Origin of the sequence: Bifidobacterium sp. W8114, from assembly GCF_016101165.1 — a bacterium.
GTDB lineage: Bacteria > Actinomycetota > Actinomycetes > Actinomycetales > Bifidobacteriaceae > Bombiscardovia > Bombiscardovia asteroides.
In genome coordinates this window covers 1-21,386 of record NZ_JACFRA010000009.1, presented here as the reverse complement: position 1 = coordinate 21,386, position 21,386 = coordinate 1, and the positions used below count along the sequence as shown (strand labels likewise).

Annotated in this window: 6 protein-coding genes; 5 read left to right on the top strand and 1 reads right to left on the bottom strand. The window is 60.9% G+C overall.

Translation table 11 applies throughout. The features are described from left to right. Positions 1–120: 120 nt before the first annotated feature. Positions 121–2,544, top strand: coding sequence for a beta-L-arabinofuranosidase domain-containing protein (locus H3T89_RS08575; RefSeq protein ID WP_198216860.1), 2,424 nt, complete (start codon positions 121–123; stop codon positions 2,542–2,544). A gap of 5 nt (positions 2,545–2,549) precedes the next feature. Here H3T89_RS08575 and H3T89_RS08570 read toward each other — a convergent pair whose 3' ends face one another. After that, positions 2,550–3,578 carry a LacI family DNA-binding transcriptional regulator gene (locus tag H3T89_RS08570; protein WP_198216859.1) on the bottom strand — a complete coding sequence of 343 codons (1,029 nt, stop codon included), beginning with the start codon at positions 3,576–3,578 and terminating at the stop codon, positions 2,550–2,552. A 311-nt stretch (positions 3,579–3,889) separates the two neighbouring features. Between H3T89_RS08570 and H3T89_RS08565 the strand changes: the two genes are divergently transcribed. From H3T89_RS08565 to H3T89_RS08550, 4 genes are all read left to right on the top strand, one after another. After that, complete coding sequence (locus tag H3T89_RS08565) at positions 3,890–7,552, top strand: RCC1 domain-containing protein (RefSeq protein ID WP_442859983.1); 3,663 nt, start codon at positions 3,890–3,892, stop codon at positions 7,550–7,552. Positions 7,553–8,417: 865 nt separating this feature from the next. After that, a complete protein-coding gene (locus tag H3T89_RS08560; RefSeq protein ID WP_198216858.1) occupies positions 8,418–12,020 on the top strand; it encodes an RCC1 domain-containing protein in 3,603 nt (1,200 codons plus the stop codon). 995 nt (positions 12,021–13,015) lie between these two features. Next, a complete protein-coding gene (locus tag H3T89_RS08555; protein WP_198216857.1) occupies positions 13,016–16,543 on the top strand; it encodes an RCC1 domain-containing protein in 3,528 nt (1,175 codons plus the stop codon). A gap of 578 nt (positions 16,544–17,121) precedes the next feature. Beyond that, positions 17,122–20,682, top strand: coding sequence for an RCC1 domain-containing protein (locus H3T89_RS08550; protein ID WP_198216856.1), 3,561 nt, complete (start codon positions 17,122–17,124; stop codon positions 20,680–20,682). Positions 20,683–21,386: the final 704 nt, after the last annotated feature.

The following is a 21,386-nucleotide window of genomic DNA, read 5'->3' as shown; positions in this document are numbered from 1 at the left end:
AGACAGAACAACATTGGGGGAACCGCGACATTACAATATATGTAGCGCTACAATTATCAACAGCAACGCCGACGACTCAGCCACCGCAGGCCTGTCCGAACGGCACTGCAAGGAGGAGCCATGACCGGCGCACGCCGTCAATCCCAGTCCACGCAAAGCCATCCTGGACCGGACGTCCACTTCACACCATCCCAGGTCCGACTGACCCCTGGAAGCATCTACGCCGATGCACAGCAGGCCGGCTCAGACTACCTGCTGAGCCTAGATCCCGATCGTCTTTTGGCCCCCTACCGGCGTGAGGCAGGTCTGCCTGCCAAGGCGGATCCATACCCCAACTGGGAATCCATGGGTCTGGACGGCCACATCGGCGGCCACTACCTGTCCGGACTTGCGGCCTACTGGCAGAGTCTGCAAACCTGGCCCTTCCTGGAGCGCGCCACCCGCATGCTGACCGGCCTGCTCGAGTGCCAGGAGGCCTCGGGCGACGGCTTCCTGGGCGGCATGCCTCACAGCGCCGAACTCTTCCGGAACCTGCGGGAGGGTCACGTTCAGGCCCAGTCCTTCGATCTGCTGGGCGCCTGGGTGCCCCTCTACAACCTGCACAAGCTCTTCGCCGGCCTGCTGGATTGCTGGCAGTCCTTCCAAACCAAGGCCGCCTCCGAAATGGCCCGCGTCATGGTCCTGCGCCTGGCCGACTGGTGGTGCGACCTGGCGGACAATATCGACGAACAGGATTTCCAAACCATGCTGACCTGCGAGTACGGGGGCCTGAACGAGGCCTTCGCCCGCCTCTATCAGCTGACCGGAAAGGACCGCTATCTCCACCAGGCCCGTCGCCTGACCGACCGCCCCTTCTTCGAACCGCTGGCCGCAGGCAAGGACCAGCTGACCGGCCTGCACGCCAATACGCAAATACCCAAGGTCCTGGGCTACGAGCGTCTGGCCGAGATTACCGGAGACGAGACCTTCCGCACAGCTGTGGACACCTTCTGGCATGGGGTGGTAGACAAGCGCACGGTCTCCATCGGGGCCCACTCCATCTCCGAGCATTTCAATCCGCCGGACGACTTCTCGGCCATGGTCACCTCCCGCGAGGGCCTGGAGACCTGCAACAGCTACAACATGGCCAAGCTGGCCCTGCGCCTCTACGACCGCACCGGACAGGCCCGCTATCTGGACTTCTATGAGCGGGTCCTGGTCAACCATCTGGTTTCCACAGTGGGCATCCGCGAGCATGGCTTCGTCTACTTCACCCCCATGCGGCCCCGGCACTATAGGGTCTATTCCAGCGCCCAGCGCTCCTTCTGGTGCTGTGTGGGCACCGGCCTGGAAAACCACGCCCGCTACGGTGCCATGATTTTCGAGCGCCGGCCCGGAAAGAAATCCAGCCAGGAATCCGAGTCCCTGGCGGTCAACCTCTTCATCCCCGCCAGCCTGGACTGGTTCCAGCGCGGACTACAGGTCAGCCTGGCCTACGCTCCCGGCCCTGGAGCCACCAACCTGGGCCGTCTGGATCTGGAGGCCAGCGACAAGAGTCAGCAGACCTTGGACCTCTACATACGCCATCCCTGGTGGCTGGAGGGCGCCGAGTACCGGATCGCGCAAGGCCAGGCGGACATGACCGTCGAGCCAGCGACGTCCGGTTCGGATGGCAGCCCCCGCTTCGACCACCTGCATCTGACCTGGACCGGCCAAGTGAGCCTGGAGCTGAGCCACCAGGTTCGGGTGACTGCCGAGCCCCTGCCGGACGGTTCGGACTGGGTCAGCCTGCTGCGCGGTGTCAAGGTCATGGCCGCCCGCAGCGACGATGCCGACCTGATTGGCCTGAAGGCTGACGACTCCCGTGCCGGGCACATCGCCTCCGGCCCCCTGCGTCCGCTGGGCGACCTGCCCGTGCTCCAGGGAGCGCCCCAGGACTTCCTGCTGCCCCACCCCCAGGATGATGGCGCCATAGAGGTGGCCGTCTCCAGACCCAAGACCGGAAAACAAGGGTGGACCGATTCACGCCTGCTGCTTGTCCCCTTCACCTCTATCGAGGCCTCCCGATACTCGGTCTACCTGCCTTGGGCGCAGGATGGCAATAAGGACCGTGTTCACCGGGCCCTGGAAGAAGTCGATGTACAGGAACAGGCCCACGAGCTGCAGGTCTGCGACCGGGTGGACTGCGGATCCCAGCAGTCCGAAATCGACCACGAGTATCAGGGCAGGAATGACCGGCAGGAGCTGATTGAGGGAATCAACACCCGTCACGCCCAGGCTGGGGGCTGCTTCTCATACCGTCTGCGAGATGCCACCGGCGGAGCGACAATGCTGGAGGTGACCATGCGGGACCAGGACAGCGCCGCACCCTACTCCTTACGGACGGAAGGCCTGGAATTGGGCGAGCCCGTAAGAAGCCAGGAAAACGGCAGAATACTGGACCGCTACCCCCTGACCGGTCGTGGATTGGACGCCCTGCCCGACCGGGCCGTCAGGGTACAGGTCCAAGCCGGAGACGAAGGTCCCACCCCTGACCTGCTGACACTGGCGCTGATTCGCGGTTGACGAGTTCAAGACTGGGCTGTGCTACCAGCCTCCACCAGCGTGAAGGGAAGGTGCACCTGCTCAGGCTGATGTCTGCCGGGTAGATCCTTCATCCGAGCCATGAGCAGTCGCAGGCACTCGGCCGCCACCCGGTCCGTATCTACGCGGATGGTCGATAGTGCGGGTGTGAGGAAGCGGGACACTTCCAGCCCGTCGAAACCGATCAGGGCCACCTGCTCGGGCACTCGCACCCCATGTTCCTCCAGCGCGTGCAGAGCCCCGATGGCCACCACATCCGTCAGGGCGAAGACCCCGTCAAAATTCCTGCGGCGAGCCAGCAGTACTGCCATGGCTTGATCCGCGCTGCCCTGTTCCCAGTCGCAGTCGACCACATCTTCAGGTCCTAGGCGAATTCCATGGACTTGTGCTGCCTGCATGGCCCCCAAGAGCCGCTGGTCTTGCCCTAGGCTGGACTGAACCAGTTGGTCTGGGGCTTTGTAGGAAGCTCCAAGAACCAGAATCCGCCGGCAACCATGGTCTATCAGATGCTCCACTGCCGCCTGGGCACCCTTGCGGTTAGGACTGCGCACGGTGTCCACGGACCGGTCCAGTTGAGGACCGTCGAAAACCACCAAGGGATAGCGCCGATTGAGCGCGGCAATAGAGTCAGCGGACAGGGCCGGCGCAGACAGGATGGTCCCTTCGCAGAATTGTGTGGCGATGTCTGCCACCATGGATGACTCGTAGCTGGCCATCTGCCTGGTCTGCTGGATCAGTGTCTGATACCCCATGCTCACGGCCTGATCTGATACCGCCGCCGCCAAGGCCGCCGAGAAGGGCGAACGGTCCAGTTCCACAGTGGAGAAGCCGATGATTCCGGACCTGCCCGAGCTGAGCCGCCGGGCCGCCAGATTGGGTCGGTACCCCAGACGTTCCGCTGCCTCCAACACTCGACGCGCCGTAGCGGGCTTGACCGAGGATTTGCCCCGTAGTGCATTGGATGCCGTCATCCTCGACACCCCGGCCTCGCCGGCCACATCGTCCAAAGTCGTCACTATAGCCGTCGCTTCCCTCGCGCCTGATTTGTCAGCCCATTCTATCGCCGGGCAGACAGGGACTTCAGGGGAGGGAAATACGGGCTGCGGTACGATATTTGCTCGCTTTGTCTTCAGTGAGGCAGTAAACAGGAGCACTGTGCTGGCACGGAGCCCGAAGCAGGCTTGACCTATATGGATCTGATATCACAAATGGCGTCGTGTGCTCTTGTTTTTTCGGGTAGCATGATGAATGTAGTGGTGTTGGGGAGTTGGCTGGGTTTCGATATGGCTTGTACGGCTGGCGTGGGGGCTGAAAGGCTTCCTGACGGATGGGACGTTGTAGGCAGAGATTCATCAGCACCTTCCAGGGGATGTTCGAAGTGGCTGTGTCCGGTGTGGGCGAAAGGTTGTCGGCTATGCATCAGGGTACCCGACTGCGTCGCGCCTCGGCGACGACGATCCTCCTGCTGGGCCTGCTGGCAGGCCTGGTCACCGCGACCGCCGACGCGGACGCTCCCCCATCCATCAAGGGGGGCCGCCATACCCCTCGCGTAGCTGAGCACACCTCCGGCATCCCCACCGGCCGCGCAGCCAGCACCCCCCTGCCCTCGCCCTCGCCAATACAAACCACCACACCATTGAGCCCAAGAACAAGCCCAGGAACCCCATCATCGACGACGGGAACACCCGACAACACAGGATCTGCTTCAGCCAAGCCATCCGATACCGCTGATCAAACTTCGCATGTGGTGCGCTTCGACCCGGATAACGCGAGCAGGCCTACCCAATCAACTGTGGAAACCGGCACCCTCGCCACTCCCCCACAAGAAAACCCACAGCGTGGGGGCTTCAGGTTCGACGGGTGGACATACAACGGCCAACCCTATGACTTCCGGACCCCCGTCCTGCAGGACATAACCTTGAAAGCCCAATGGTCGAAGACCACGGACTGGAGGCTGAGCCCGGAGCACGGGCCCGCCTCCGGCGCCCGGCTGACCATCAGCCCGCCCGACAGGCAGGAACCCTGTTACACCAGCGTCCACGCAGGAGAGCAGATCCTCGGCCTGACCGGGGACGGCCGCATCCACACCTGGACACAGGACAGCATTCCCGAACAGGTGCCCTCCCCCACGCAGGCTCCCGCCGGGTTCCGTTACCTGCAGGCCGCGGCAGGCAGCCGCCGGCAGGCCGCATTGGGATCAGACCAACACATCTACACCTGGACCAGCCAACAGACCACACCCACGCTCCTCGACACCGGACAGGATGCCGGGTTCACCAGCATCAGCATCAACGACGACCGGCTCCTGGCCGTGGACCAACAGGGACAGGTCCGCGCCTACCAGTCCAGCGATGCCGACAGCCAGAATCCGAACCCGAAACCCGACGAACAGGAAACAACCATCCTGCCCGGACAGGCGCAGGCCGTCACCGCCGTAGCCTCCGGCAGCCAGGCCCTCATCGTGGACGCGGACGGGCAAGCCTGGACATGGAATACGAGCAACACCGGCAACGTCAAACCCGAACCCGTCAGGCAGGACCCGGGCACGCGCACCGTCCAGGCGCAGGCCCTCAACCAGGGATTCCTCCTCCTGGACGAGGACGGACAGGCCCGGTACCTGGCCTATGGCAAGAGCAGCCCCACAGCCGTCAGCCTGCCCAACAGCGAGCAGATCGGCAGAATCAACAGCGGCGAAGAACAGACCATGATCGTTGACAAAGACGGCCACATCTGGGCTTGGAAGCCGGGAAGCAAGCCCATCCGGGCGGACGATGGGAGCCGGCAGTACTTGCAGGCTGTCAAGGCCGGCAGCAGGATCACCGCCGTCGACCGGCAGGGCGGCCTATACCAGTGGGGCCTGGACGGGCAGGGCCGGCCCGGCAAGCCCGTCAGGCGCGACACCATCTCCGAGTCAACCCTGGAATCAGCCAGCATGGACGGCAAGCCACTGACACCCGACAAGACCGGCGACGCCTGGCAGACGGAGGTTCCCGCACGCCAACCCGGACAAGCCATCATCACCATCACCGGCAGTCAGGACAGCCAGCCCTTCACCAGAAGCCTCACCTACACGGTCGACCAGACCCTGTTAAGGGGGACCGAAACCGAAACCAGCTACACCATCCACTTCAACACGGGCGGAGGAAACCCCGAACCAGGAGACCAGCAAGTCTCCTACCCCTACGGCAGGGTCCAACGACCCGCCCCCGACCCGGTGCGCGAAGGCTACCAGTTCGACGGATGGTTCATTGGCGAAGTCGCCTACGACTTCAGCACGCCCGTCACAAAAAACCTCACCCTCACCGCCAAATGGACCAGCAAAACCCCCAACACCTCCTGGAGAATCAACCCAGACAAGGGCAGCCAGCTCGGCCACGAAACCACCACCATCACCCCACCAGACAGCACCAGCGGCATCAGATTCAACCAGATCAGCGGAGGAAAAGACTATACCTATGGTTTTTCCTTGGCTGTGGGCAGCGACGGGAACGCGTACGCCTGGGGAAGCAACCAGTACGGGCAGCTTGGCGACGGGACGACCGCCGACCGGGCTACGCCGGTCATGGTGAAAAAGCCTGCAGGAGTGCCGACCGACTTCACTTATGTGCAGGTCGCTGCAGGCGGCTACCACTCGCTGGCCATCGGCAGCGACGGATACACGTACGCCTGGGGATTAAACTGGGCTGGCCAGCTCGGCAATAACACCAGCGGTGGCTATATGACTGCTCCCGTACGCGTGTGCGATCCCAACAGCCCCTACGATGCGAGCAAAGGACTGAAAGCCATACAGGTCAGCGCCGGACACGATTATTCTCTGGCTATTGGTAGTAACGGATACGAATATGGTTGGGGATGGAACGGTCTAGGCCAGCTCGGCGGCATCATCAACAGCAACACAAGCAACCCGAATCCTATCCCCATGCAGGTGCTGCTCGATCCCAATGATGCAAGCACAGGACTGAAAACCATGCAAATCAGCGCCGGAGACTCGCATTCGCTGGCGATTGATCAGGATGGAAGCGTCTGGGCATGGGGGTTCAACTATCATGGCGAAATCGGCAACAGCATCAACAACAGCATGGAAAACAAGGCGAATCCTATTCCCATGCAGGTGCTGCTCGATCCCAATGATGCAAGCACAGGACTGAAGGCCAAACAAGTGAGTGCGGGGGGCAATCATTCGCTGGCGATTGACGAGAACACAAATATCTGGGCATGGGGGTTCAACCATAACGGTGAACTCGGCAACAGCATCAACAAGGGCACCATCGACCCGAATCCTATCCCCAGACAGGTACTGCTTAATCCCAATGATGCAAGCACAGGGCTGAAAGCCAAACAAGTCATCGGTGGAGGCAATCATTCACTGGCGATTGACGAGAACGGAAACATCTGGACATGGGGAAGCAACGAATATGGTCAGCTCGGCAACGGCAGCATCGGCAGTTGGACTTCGAATCCTACCCCCAAACAGATGATGCTCGAACCCAATAATGCAAGCACAGGACTGAAAGCCATGCAGATTAGCAGTGGATACTATCACTCCTTTGCAGTCGACGCGAACGGACGTGCACTGGCATGGAGTAGAAACAATACTGGCCAGCTTGGAAATCCTGAGGCAGGAAATCCGAGCCCGGCTCCCATGCCGGTGATGTTCAACCTGTCTCCGGTGATCAGCGGCGTTACCTTCGATACCAGCCCCGGCACGAACCTGAGCCATATAAGCAACAACAGCGTCACTGTGCTCACGCCCGAACACCTGCCTGGCCCGGTCACGGTCAGCGTCGCCTACACGATGGGCGGTGCAGGGCGCACCCTGACCGACACCTCTTTGACTTACACATACCTGCCTGCAGGCGTGCTTCCCCGCGCCGGAGGGGAGGGCATCCTGCTCGCCCTGGCCACCGGCATGACCGGCATGGGCGGGGTCCTGGCATCACGCCGCCACAGGAGAGAACAACACAAGTTGTCAAACATTTCTCACGAGTAAGACAAGCCGGGTGGCGGATCAATCTTCCCGCCCCGGCTTACAGGGGGCGCACGGAGGCAAGTGTCACTGAAGGCTCAATCCCCAAGTGAGCCGACACCCCTCTCGCGCCCCCACCACACATATGTTTACTTCTTCCAGACCGGCATCGGCATCATGTACACGGCCATAAACAGGCTGGTTCGGGATTGCCAAATCAGACTCGATTCTGAGCGTCTCCCGACTCCCATCTGCTGACGCACAACCGGCAGACCCCTACAATCTGCGGGCCAGATTAGCTCATGTCCAGCCACAGGACAGCAAATCCAGGACGCCTATTTCCACATATCAGACTACGGTTTCTTCACCTGCACCATCCTTGACGACTCGAGATACCGACCACCAGTCAAACCAAGTCAGGCCTGACCACACGGCATTCCGCGCCTTGACCGCCCGTATCAGACCCGCCAAAATCCAACGATAACCCAGCAGGACTGCCATAACCTACCCCGCGCCGGTCTGGCCAGCACTCGCCTGGTCGGCGCTTGTGCCATCCCTGCACCCTAGGAACACTGATTAACGAAGCAATACTTATATGTATATGCTGTTTACCTTTGTGGGTCAGGCGATTAGCTATAACCTATGAATACGGTTAGGCATAGTGATCAATCGAGCCTTGGTTAACAGTTCGATACATTTCTTATGAATTGCTCCGCGCGTGTTTCTTTTTCCAGTAGCATAATAAGTGCAATGTTGTTGGGGAGTTGATCGGTTTTCAATGTGGTCTGAATAGCTCCCTGACGGATAAGGCGTTGTAAGCAGGGGTCATCGGCACGTTTGGGGATGTCGGAAACGGTCGTGTCCGGTGTTGACGAGGGGGTTTCGGCTTATGCATCTGGTTACCCATCTACGTCGCGCGTCAGCGACAATGATCCTCCTGCTGGGCCTGCTGGCAGGCCTGGGCATTACATCCGCCAACGCGGACGACACCGCGTCCGCCGGCCCTGCGGACGCTTCTGTGCCCATCAAGGTGGAGGGAGGTAGTCAGACCCCCCGCAAAGCTGAGCAAACCCCCGCCATTACCCCCGGCAGTGCAACCAGCACCCCCCTGCCTTCCCCCTCGCCACTGGAAACCACATCACCACTGACCCCCACGACATCGAGCCCAGCCACCTCGTCATCGCCGACGAACGATACAGACAGCGCAGACCCCACTTCAAACGAGCCATCCGATACCAGTGAGCAAGCTACACACATGGTGCGCTTCGACCAAACCGACGGCAGCAAGCCTACACAATCAGCCGTAAGAACCGGCACTCTCGCCAGCCCTCCGCTAGAGAATCCCCAACGTCCCGGTTTCCGGTTTGACGGATGGACTTATGACGGCAAGCCTTTTGACTTCCGGACCCCCATCCTCCAAGACACGACCTTGACTGCAAAGTGGACCAAAGCCACGGACTGGACGCTGAGCCCGGACCACGGGCCCGCCCCCGGAGCACAGCTGACCATCAGCCCGCCCGACAGGCAGGAACCTCAGTTCGTCAGCATCCAAACTTCAGGAGACCAGATAGTCGGTCTGACCGGCGACGGCCGCATCTTCATGTGGACGCAAGACAGCACGCCAAAACAGGTTTCCTCCCCCATCCAGGCTCCCGACAGGTTCCACTACCTGCAAGCCGCAGCAAACGACCAATGGCAGGCGGCACTCGGATCCGACCAGCACATCTACACTTGGAACAGCCAACAGGCCACGCCCACCATCCTGGACACCGGCCAAAACACCAAGTTCACCAGCATCTGCATGAACGGCGAGCATCTCCTAGCGGTGGACCGGCAGGGACAGGTCCACGCTTTCCGAACCAGCCAGGCCAATAGCCAAAATCCGAACTCGAAGCCCATCGAACATGAAACAACCAGCCTGCCCGGGCAGGCACAGGCCGTTCTTGCAGCCGCCACGGCCAGCCGGATCCTCACCCTGGACGCGGACGGGCAAGCATGGGCCTGGGACACGAACAAGGTTGGAAGGGCCAAGCCCGAGCGCATTGAGCAAGACCCGGGCTTGCGCATCGTCCAAACCCAACCCTACAACAAAGGGGCCCTCCTCTTGGGCGCAGGCGGGCAGGCCTATTACCTGGCTGACAACACCACCAAGCTTGTAGCCACCGGCCTGCCAGAACAGCTGAAAGCCAGCCGGATAACCGGCAACGACAGCCAGGCCATCACCATAGACAAGGACGGCAAGGTCTGGGCCTGGGAGCCCGGCGAAACACCCATCCGTGCCGACAACGGGAAGCAGGCCTACACGCAGGCCGCCGCTACGGGCGGCAGAATCACCGCCGTGGACAGGCAAGGCAGCCTATACCGGTGGAGCCTGGACAAGCAAGGCCGGCCCGGCAAGCCGGCAAGAATCAACACCACCCAGGCGCGCGCCCTGGAATCAGCCAGCATGGACGAACAAAAATTGACTCTCAGCAAGAAAGACGGCTCCTGGCAGACGGAGGTGCCCGAACACCAGCCTGGACCAGCCGCCATCACGATCGCCGGTAGGCAGGACGGCCAGCCCTTCACCAGAAGACTCGACTACACAGTCGACCAGACCCTGACCAGGGACGCCCGGCAGGCATCCGTCTACACAGTCGGCTTCGACTCAGATGGCGGAAGCCTGAAGCCGGACCCACAGCAGGTGTCCTACCCGCTCGGAAGGGTGCAGCGTCCCACACCCGACCCGACGCGCGAAGGCTATCAGTTCGACGGATGGTTCAAAGACAACATCGCCTACGACTTCAGCAAGCCCGTCACCCAGAACCTCACCCTCACCGCCCACTGGACCGCCAAAGACCCAAACAACGTTTGGAGGATCAACCCCAACAAGGGCAGCCAGCTGGGCAGGCAGCAGACCACCATCACCCCGCCCGCCAACAGCCAGGACATCAGGTTCAACCAGATCAGCAGCTCAAAAAGCGACGGAGTGGCGACCTCATTCTCTTCGACGGTCGGCAGCGACGGGAACGCCTACGCCTGGGGATACAACAGTTCCGGCCAGATTGGCGACGGCTCGACTACACAGCGGAATTCGCCGACACCCGTGAAGAAGCCCGATCGCACAACGTATCCGGACCGGCCGGCGGATTTCACCTACGTGCAGGTCACCGCCGGAGGCAAGCATTCGCTGGCCATAGGCAGCGACGGATACGTGTACGCCTGGGGAAACAACGACTACGGTCAGCTCGGCAACCGCACCACCGGCGGATATTCGGCCGTCCCCGTGCGCGTATTCAATCCCGCCACAAGCTCCAACGTGAACACGGGACTGAAGGCCATACAGGTCAGCGCCGGAGATGGTGTTTCGCTGGCCATCGACACGGAGGGGAACACCTGGGCATGGGGGCGTAACAACTACGGCCAGCTCGGCAACAACAGCACCAGCAATTCCAGCCTTCCCGTACGCGTGCAATACCCCACAAGTGCGGGCACGGTGCAGGCCGTACAGCTGAGCACCGGGTACTATCACACGGTGGCGATCGACACAAACGGAAACACCTGGGCATGGGGATCAAACGCTCAAGGCCAGCTCGGTAACAACAGCAACAACAATTCAAGGATTCCCGTACGCGCGCAATACCCCACAAGTGCGGGCACAGTGTTAGCCGTACAGGTCAGCGCGGGATGCGCTCATTCGCTGGCGATCGACACAAACGGGAACACCTGGGCATGGGGATACAACGACTATGGCCAGGTCGGCAACGCCAACTCGAGTTACAGCGTGACTGCTCCTGTACGCGTGCAATACCCCACGAGTGCGGGCACGGTGAAGGCTGTGCAGGTGAGCACGGGAACCTGGCATTCGCTGGCGATCGACACGAACGGGAACACCTGGGCATGGGGGCGTAACAATACTGGACAACTCGGCATCAACACCACGAGCGATCGGTATACCCCGGTGAAAGTGCTTGCTTCTGCACAGTCCACGAGCTCGGCCGGCCCCTGGCTGCATGTCGTGCAGGTCAGCGCCGGACGCTTGCATTCCCTGGCCGTCGACAAGGAAGGGCACGCCAGGGCATGGGGACAAAACTCCTCCGGCGAGCTCGGCAACACCGACATCCCCACAGGAGACTCCTCCAGTGCCAGACGCATGGCTCCTGTGTCGGTGATGTTCCCCCTGCAGCCGGTGATCACAGCCGCCAGGTTCGACACCAGCCCCGCCACTAACCTGACCCATGTCATCAACAGCAACAGCGTCACCGTGCTGACACCCGCACACCAGCCGGGCTCGGTCAGGGTCAGCGTCGACTACACGATAGGCGGAGTAGGGAACACCCTGACCGACACATCCCTCACCTACACGTACACGCCTGCCGGCGTGCTCCCCCAGGCCGGAGAGGAGGGCATCCTGCTCACTCTGGCCACCAGCATGACCGGTATGGGCGGTGTCCTGGCTTCACGCCGCCACAGGAGAGAAACACACCAACTGTTGCACACTTCGCACGAGTAAGATCGGCCGGACGGCGTGTCAATCCCCACGCCACCAGCCCAACTTGGCGGGAGCAGGGAGGAAAAGCGCCATCTAAGGCTCAACCCCCAAGGGAGCCGACACCCCTCCCGCGCCCCCACCATCCATATACTTGCTTCTGCAGAACCGGCATCGGCATGATACGAGCAGCCACGCAGCAGGCCAGTTCGAGACAGCCAAATGAGCCTGGGCTCCGACCGTCTCCCGGCTCCCGCCGGCTCGAGAACGTGCTGATGTCAACTGGCGGACCCCCAAACAGTTCGGGTCGGATTAACCCATGCCCAGCCACAGGACGGCTAAACCTAGGCCACCTATTTCTTTACAAGAGACATCGAATGCTTCGCCCCCCCCCCATCCTTGGCGACTAGAGCACACCGGCCACCAGTTGCGCATGTCTGGCCCGGCCCTGCGGCAGTCCGCGCCTCGACCACTTGTAGCTGACACATCGAATCCTACGGTAACCCAGCAGGACTGATCCAGTCGGAAACTGTCAAAGACCTTGAGTGGATAGCTTCGATAAACTGCCACGCAAGGCCTTGGATGCCGCCATCCGCGGCTCCCCGACCTCACACCGGCAATCTCGTCCAGAGCCGTCACCACCCCGCCGCTTCCCCCGCACCTGACCTGCCGAACCAATCCACTCCTGGACAGACAGAGAGCTTGGGAATCGGAGCACCGGGCAACGAAGCGATACCCACCTGCTGTCTCTTCTGCCAGAGAGGCGATTAACCAGGGATACGCTCAGGCATGGGGATCGAACAAGTCCTGGACTATATTTCGAAGCGTTTATTGTGGGTTACACCATGTGCGGTGCTTTTTCGGGTAGCATGACAATGTTGTAGGGCAATTGGTTGGGTTTCAATGTGGCTTGAGGGGTCACTTCCTGACGGATAGGACACTATAAGCAGGGGTCATCGGCACACTCTCGGTGATGTTGGATGTAGACGTGTCCGATGTGGGCGAAAGGTTTTCGGCTTATGCATCTGGGTGCCGGTCTACGGCGTATCTCGACGATGATGATCGTCCTGCTCAGCTTGCATGCGGGCCCTGCAGCGGTATCCACCGACGCGGACGGTGACGCACCCCCCACTCTCCCCAGCAGCGCCACCAGCACTCAAGTTCCCTCGTCATCGTCCCTGAAAACCGCATCACTGCTGAACCCTGCAACAACATCAGATGCCCCATCAACGTCGACGGGCATTCCGGACAGCACAGAATCGGCTACTTCAGCCAAGCCATCCGATAAGACGGACAGTCAAGCCATGCATACTGTGCGCTTCGACCCGGCCGATGGAAGCACACCTACCCAGGCGACCGTGAAAACCGGGACTCTCGCCGCTCCCCCGCAAGAGAACCCTCAGCGCCCCGGCTTCCGGTTCGACGGATGGACACTTGACGGACAACCCTTCGACTTCCAAACTCCCATCCTCCAGGACACGACACTGGCCGCAAAATGGACCAACCCCACGGACTGGACGTTGAGCCCGGACCACGGACCCACTACCGGCGCCCGCTTGTCCATCAGCCCACCCGACAGGCAGGAACCCTACTACATCAGACTCCAAACTGCAGGCGAGCAGACTGTCGGACTGACCGGTGACGGCCGCATCTACACATGGACGCAAAACAACATACCTGAACAGGCACCTTTCCCCATCCAAGCCGACGACGGGTTCCATTACCTGCAGGCCGCAGCCGGCAGCCGACTGCAGGCAGCATTAGGATCCGACCAGCACATCTACACCTGGACCAACCAACAGCCCAAGCCCGTGATTCTCCACTCCAGCACGAACATCCAGTTCACCAGCATCAGCATGAACGGCGGCCGGCTCATCGCGGTGGACCAACAGGGCCGCGTCCACGCTTTCCAAGATGACCAAGACGAGAGCCGGAATCCGACTCCAAAACTCGCCGAACAGGCTACAACCAGCCTGCCCGAACAGGCGCAAGCCGTCCTCGCCGTCGCATCTGGCAGCCGAACTCTGGCACTGGACTCCGACAGACAAGGCTGGATATGGGATACGACCAACAATGAAAAAACCAAACCCATAAGCATCAAACAAGACCCCGGAATCCGCATCATCCAGGCCCAAGCCCTCAGCAAAGGGTTCCTCCTCCTGGACGCGGACGGTCAGGCCTATTACCAGGCCGGCAACACGGCCAGCATGACCCCAGTCAGTCTGCCGGACGGCGTGCAGACCAGCAGGATCGCCGCAAACGGGGATCAGACCATGATTACCGGCAAGGACGGCCACGTCTGGGCCTGGAAGCCCGGCAAGACGCCCACCCGCGCAGACAACGGAAAGCAGCGTTACATGCAAGCGGTCCACATCGGTAGCAGAATCACCGCCGTGAACAGGCAGGGCAGCCTATACCAGTGGAACCTGGACGATCAGGGCCAGCTAAGCAAACCAGACAGATTCAACACCATACAGGCGCCCACCCTGGAATCAGCCAGTATGGACGGCCAGCCGCTTACACTCACCAAGAACAACGACTCCTGGCAGGCGGACACACCCGCCCGCCAGCCAGGGCAGACCACTATTCTCATCGTTGGCAGGCAGGACAGCCAGCCCTTCACCAGAAGCCTCAACTACACGGTCGACCAGACCCTGACCAGAGACGGCCAACTGGACTCCACATACACGGTCCATTTCAACACGGGCGAAGGAGGCCCGACCCCCCAGGACCAGAGCATCCAGCCAGTCTACGGCAGGGTCCATCGGCCTACCCCCGACTCGACGCGCGCAGGCTACCAGTTTGACGGATGGTTTATCGGGCAGGTCGCCTACGACTTCAGCAGTGCTGTCAGCAAGGACCTGACCCTGACCGCCCACTGGACACCCACCAAACAGAACAACCAGTGGAGCATCAGCCCCGACAAGGGCAACCAGCTGGGCAAGGAAACCACCACCATCACCCCGCCAACCAACACCAGCCGGGGCATCAGGTTCAGCCAGGCCAGTGGCGGAGGATACCTCTTCGCTGATCAGACGGGGTATTCGCTTGCTGTGGGCAGCGACGGGAACGCCTACGCCTGGGGCAACAACAAGTTCGGCCAGCTCGGCATCGGTACGACCGCCCGGCAGAACACACCCGTCCCGGTGCCGAAGCCTGCAGACGCACCCACGGATTTCACCTACGTGCAGGTCGTTGCCGGAGGCTATCATTCGCTGGCCATCGGCAGCGACGGGTACGTGTACGCCTGGGGGCTCAACGACCACGGGCAGCTCGGCAACAACACCACATCCAATTCGTCGCTACCTGTGCGCGTGCACGGGCCAAACAACTCCGGTGAAGGCCTGAAAGCCATCCAGGTAACCGGCGGAGCCTGGAATTCCATGGCGCTAGGCGTTGACGGAACCGTATACACCTGGGGCAGCATATCCAAAGGATACGATCGTAACGGCTCAAGCCAGCAAACCTTCCCCGCTGCAGTCAAAGACTCCTCGGATGCCAGCGGCGTCTTCCACGCCGTACAGATCAGCACCGGCTGGTCCTTCGACATGGCCATCGGCCAGGACGGTTACGTGTACGTCTGGGGCTACAACACCAACGGCCAGTTCGGCAACAACACAAATAACGGGACCAGTGCCAACATCTTCAACCCGACGCCCGGCCGCGTGTTCGCCTCCAGCAAGTCCACGGCTGCAGCGGGCCCCTGGCTGAAGGCGGTGCAGGTGAGCGCTGGATACTGGTATGCGCTGGCCATTGACACGGACGGGAACACCTGGGCATGGGGACAAAATACGTATGGTTCACTCGGCAATGGCACCAGCAACGGAGAATACGATGCAAATCCTGTCCCCGTGCGTGTAAAATACCCGGTAACTGCAGGCCCTGTGACAGCCAAGCAGGTGAACGCTGGAGGCTATTATGCGCTCGCCATTGACACGGACGGGAACACCTGGGCATGGGGGCGCAACGATTTTGGCCAGCTCGGCGACAACACCACCAGCAATCGGTATACCCCGGTAAAGGTGTTTGCCTCCGCGCAGTCCAAGAGCTCGGCCGGACCCTGGATGAACACCGTGCAAATAAGTGCGAGATGGCAGCATTCACTGGCGATTGGCACGAACGGATACGCCAAGGCATGGGGAGACAACCAGTACGGTCAGCTCGGCAATCCCAATGCAGGAAGCCGGAGTCTTGCTCCCGTTCTGGTAGCGTTCAACCTGCAGCCGGTGATCACCAGCGTCGCCTTCGACACCAGCCCCGGCACAAATCTGATTCGCGGCGATGGCAGCAGCGCCAGCGTGACCACGCCTGCACACCTGCCGGGCACGGTTACAGTCAGCGTCAAATACACGCTGGGCGGCGCAGGAAACACCCAGACCGACACCTCCCTCAGATACACGTACCTGCCCGCAGCGCCTACAGTCGTGCTTCCCAGTACCGGCGGGGCAGGCATCCTGCTCACCCTGGTCACAGGAGTCGTGAGCATGGGCAGCGTGGTGGCCTCCCGCCACCACAAGAAGAAACGGCATCAGCTGTCGCAAACTTAGCATGAGTAAGACCAGCCAGGGGCGGGTCAATCTCTCGGCCCTGGCTTACCGGGGGCGCACGGAGGCAATCGTCATACAAGGCTCAATCCCAAGTGAGCCGACACGCCTCCCGCGCCCCTCCCACCACACTTAATGCTTACTTCTGCCGGATCGGCATCATGCAGGCAGCCTCGCAACAGGCCGGTCGGGACAGCCAACTTAGTCAGAATTCCGACCATCTCCCGGCCCCCATGCACTGGCGGTCAATGGCAGGCACAATCTTGGAGATTGAGATGCTGGCTAACAGTACGATGTTTGCTCACTTTTTCATCAGTGATGCGATAAATAGAGACACTGCGCCGGCACGGAGCCCGAAGCAGGCTTGACCTATACGGATTCATTCTTACAAACGGCTGCGTGTGTACTAGTTTTTTCGGGTAGCATGATGAATGTAGTGGTGTTGGGGAGTTGGCTGGGTTTCGATGCGGATTAAAGAGTCGCTTCCTGACGGATGGGACGTTGTAGGCAGGGATTCATCGGCACCTTCCTGGGGATGTTCGAAGTGGCTGTGTCCGGTGTGGGCGAAAGGTTGTCGGCTTATGCATCAGAGTACCCGACTGCGTCGCATCCTGGCGACGACGATCCTCCTGCTGGGCCTGCTGGCAGGCCTGGGCGCCGCGACCGCCGACGCGGACGCTCCCCCATCCATCAAGGGGGGCCGCCAAACCCCCCACACAGCTGGACAAACCCCCGGCATCCCCACCGGCAGCACAGCCAGCACCCCACTGCCCTCACCCTCGCCAATACAAACCACCACACCATTAGGTTCCGCAACACCGAGTCCAAGCACTCCATCATCGACGACAATCAATAAAGACGGCACAGACCTCGCTCCGGTCAAATCAGCCGAAAAGACAGATACTCAAACTTCCCTTACGGTGCGCTTCGACCCGGCCGACGGAGGCACGCCCACACGGGCGAGCGTGGAAACCGGCACCCTAGCATCCCCTCCACAACACAACCCTGTGCGTGGGGGCTTCCGGTTCGACGGGTGGACGCTTGACGGCCAGCCCTACGACTTCCGGACCCCCGTCCTGCAGGACACGATCCTGACTGCAAAATGGACCAAGGTCACGGACTGGACGCTGAGCCCGGAGCACGGGCCCGCCACCGGCACCCGGCTGACCATCAGCCCGCCCGACAGGCAGGAACCCTGTTACACCAGCGTCCACGCAGGAGAGCAGATCCTCGGCCTGACCGGGGACGGCCGCATCCACACCTGGACACAGGACAGCATTCCCGAACAGGTGCCCTCCCCCACGCAGGCTCCCGCCGGGTTCCGTTACCTGCAGGCCGCGGCCGGCAGCCGCCGGCAGGCCGCACTCGGATCCGACCAGCGGATCTACACCTGGGACAGCCAACAGACCACACCCACAATCATCGACACCGGCCCAGACACCCTGTTCACCAGCATCAGCATGAACGATAATCGGCTCCTGGCCGTGGACCGTCAAGGCCGGGTCCACGCCTACCAGGCCAGCGATGCCGACAGCCGGAATCCGAATCCGAAATTCACACAACAGGCCACGACCGGCCTGCCCGAACCGGCGCAGGCCGTCACCGCCGCCGCCTCCGACAGCCGGATCCTCATCGTGGATTCGGACGGGCAGGCCTGGACCCGGAACGCGAACAACACGGTAAAAGCCAAGCCCGAACCCATCAGGCAGGAATCGGGCACGCGCATCATCCAGGCCCAGGCCCTCAACCAGGGATTCCTCCTCCTGGACACTGACGGGCAGGCCTATTTCCTGGCCGACAGCACAACCAGCACCACAGTTTTAAGCCTGCCAGGACAGCTGAAAGCCAGCAAAATCACCGGCAACGACAGCCAGGCCATCATCACGGACAAGAACGGCAAGGTCTGGGCCTGGAAGCCCGGGCAGACACCCATGCGCGCCGACAACGGGAACCAGCCATACACGCAGGCCGCCGCTACGGGCGGCAGAATCACCGCCATCAGCAGACAGGGCGGCATGTTCACGTGGAGCCTGGCCGGGCAGGGCCTGCCCGGCCAGCCAGCCAGACTCATCACCACCACAACACCCATCCTTGAAACAGCCAGCATGGACGGCCAGGCACTGACACCCGACAAGACCGGCGACGCCTGGCAGACGGAGGTTCCCGCACGCCAACCCGGACAAGCCACCATTGTTATCACCGGCAAACAAGACGGCCAGCTTTTCACCAGAAGCCTCAACTACACCGTCGACCAGCCCCTGTTAAGAGACACGAGACCGGCCTCCACCCACACGGTCACCTTCGACACGGCAGGAGGGAGCCCGACACCCGGCCCCCAGCAGGTCGCCTATCCCTACGGCAGGGTCCAACGACCCTCCCCCGACCCGGTGCGCGAAGGCTACCAGTTCGACGGATGGTTCATCAACAAAGTCGCCTACGACTTCGGCAAACCCGTCACAAAAAACCTCACCCTCACCGCCAAATGGACCAGCAAAACCCCCAACACCTCCTGGGGAATCAACCCCGACAAGGGTAGCCAGCTCGGCCACGAAACCACCACCATCACCCCACCAGACAGCACCAGCGGCATCAGATTCAACCAGATCAGCTCCGGAGGATACGTTATGAATGATCTGATGGGGTTTTCGCTGGCTGTGGGCAGCGACGGGAACGCCTACGCCTGGGGATACAACGGCTTTGGCCAAATCGGCGACGGGACGACCACCAACCGGGCTACGCCGGTCATGGTGAAAAAGCCTGCAGGAGCGCCGACCGACTTCACTTATGTGCAGGTCGCTGCAGGCGGCTACCACTCGCTGGCCATCGGCAGCGACGGATACACGTACGCCTGGGGGAATAACGATTTCGGCCAGCTCGGCAACAACACCACAGGGAATTCGTCAGTCCCTGTGCGCGTATACAGCCCAAACGGCTCCGGTACAGGTCTAAAAGCAATCCAGGTCTCCACCGGAATGCGAAGCTCCATAGCGCTGGGAGCCGACGGAACCGTGTACACCTGGGGAAGCTTATCCGCAGGCAACGGTCAATACACAAGCCAGCAGACCGTCCCCGCCGCGGTCATGGACCCTGCTGATGCGAGCGGGGTCTTTCATGCCCTGCAGATAGGCACTCAATGGTCTTTTAATCTCGCCATCGGCCAGGACCATTACGTGTACGCCTGGGGCTACAACAACTACGGCCAGCTCGGCAACAATACTAGCGACGGGCTTAATACCAATACCGCGCACCCAACACCCAAGCGTGTATTCAGTTCCAGCCAATCCACGGCTGCTGCGGGCCCCTGGCTGAAAGCGACCAAGGTGAGCGCCGGCGGCTGGCATGCGCTGGCCATCGATGAAGACGGGAACACCTGGTCATGGGGGCGCAACATCGTTGGTCAGCTCGGCAATGGCAGCAACAGCGGCGATAATCCGAATCCGATTCCCCAAAAGGTGCGGTACCCGACGGATGCAGGCACAGTGACAGCCATACAGATCAGCGGCGGAGACAGTCACACGTTGGCTATCGACACAAACGGAAACGCCTGGGCATGGGGAATCAGCAACTACAATCAGATTGGTGACAACGCCGGGTACAACCGGTATTCTCCTGTAAGGGTGTTCGCCTCCGCGCAATCCACTAGCTCAGCCGGCCCCTGGCTGAAAGCCGCGCAAGTAAGTGCCGGCTACTTTCATTCTTCGGCAATCGATACGGACGGATATGCCAGAGCATGGGGAGACAACCGATATGGCGCAATCGGCAATCCCGACGCAGGAAGCCCGAGCCCGGCTCCCATGCCGGTGGTGTTCAACCTGTCTCCGGTGATCAGCGGCGTTACCTTCGATACCAGCCCCGGCACGAACCTGAGCCATATAAGCAACAACAGCGTCACTGTGTTCACGCCCGAACACCTGCCTGGCCCGGTCACGGTCAGCGTGGACTACATGATGGGTGGTGCAGGACGCATCCTGACCGACACCTCTTTGACTTACACATACCTGCCTGCAGGCGTGCTTCCCCGCGCCGGAGGGGAGGGCATCCTGCTCGCCCTGGTCACCGGCATGACCGGCATGGGAGGGGTCCTGGCATCACGCCAACACAGGAGAGAACAACACAAGTTGTCAAACATTTCTCACGAGTAAGACAAGCCGGGTGGCGGATCAATCTTCCCGCCTCGGCTTACAGGGGGCGCACGGAGGCAAGTGTCACTGAAGGCTCAATCCCCAAGTGAGCCGACACTCCTCTCGCGCCCCCACCACATTTATCATTCAATCGCCCGACAGCAATAGTGAAAACAGCTGCTTTTACCGCGCGCGGCCAGTCGGTTATCTTGCATCAGGAACAAAACCCTAGGGCCGGTCTACTCCTGGCTGGCAAGCTTGAAATAGATGGTTTTCAGTCTTAATCAGAGGCAGGTTGCTGCAGTCGGCGACCCCAAGACACTGAAGCGGTCCAAACTAGGTCTGCCTTACAGTCTTCTATCGCCGAACAAATGCTGAACTTCACGATGGAAATGAGAATCAATAGAACGATGCTTATACGCCGTTTTCAGTAGTGATGCAATTACTCAGAAATACAAAACCGATTACCACATGGTCGTCTATAGCGAGATCACCCATCACGATCCGTATCGTGTGTTATCTGTGGGCTAGGTGGTATGGTGAAAAGCGGGGAATGTCGAGAAGACGACTGGCTTTTGTCGTGGCTTGTGCAGTTTGCTGCACAGGCTGGTATTGAGCTATGGACGGCTTTCCGACATGAAGAACTTTGAATAGGCAAGCGGCGTTTGCTCCGCTTGGTGTTTGGTGAAGGGGTTTTGGTTTCATGCATCTGGTTTCCCGTCTGC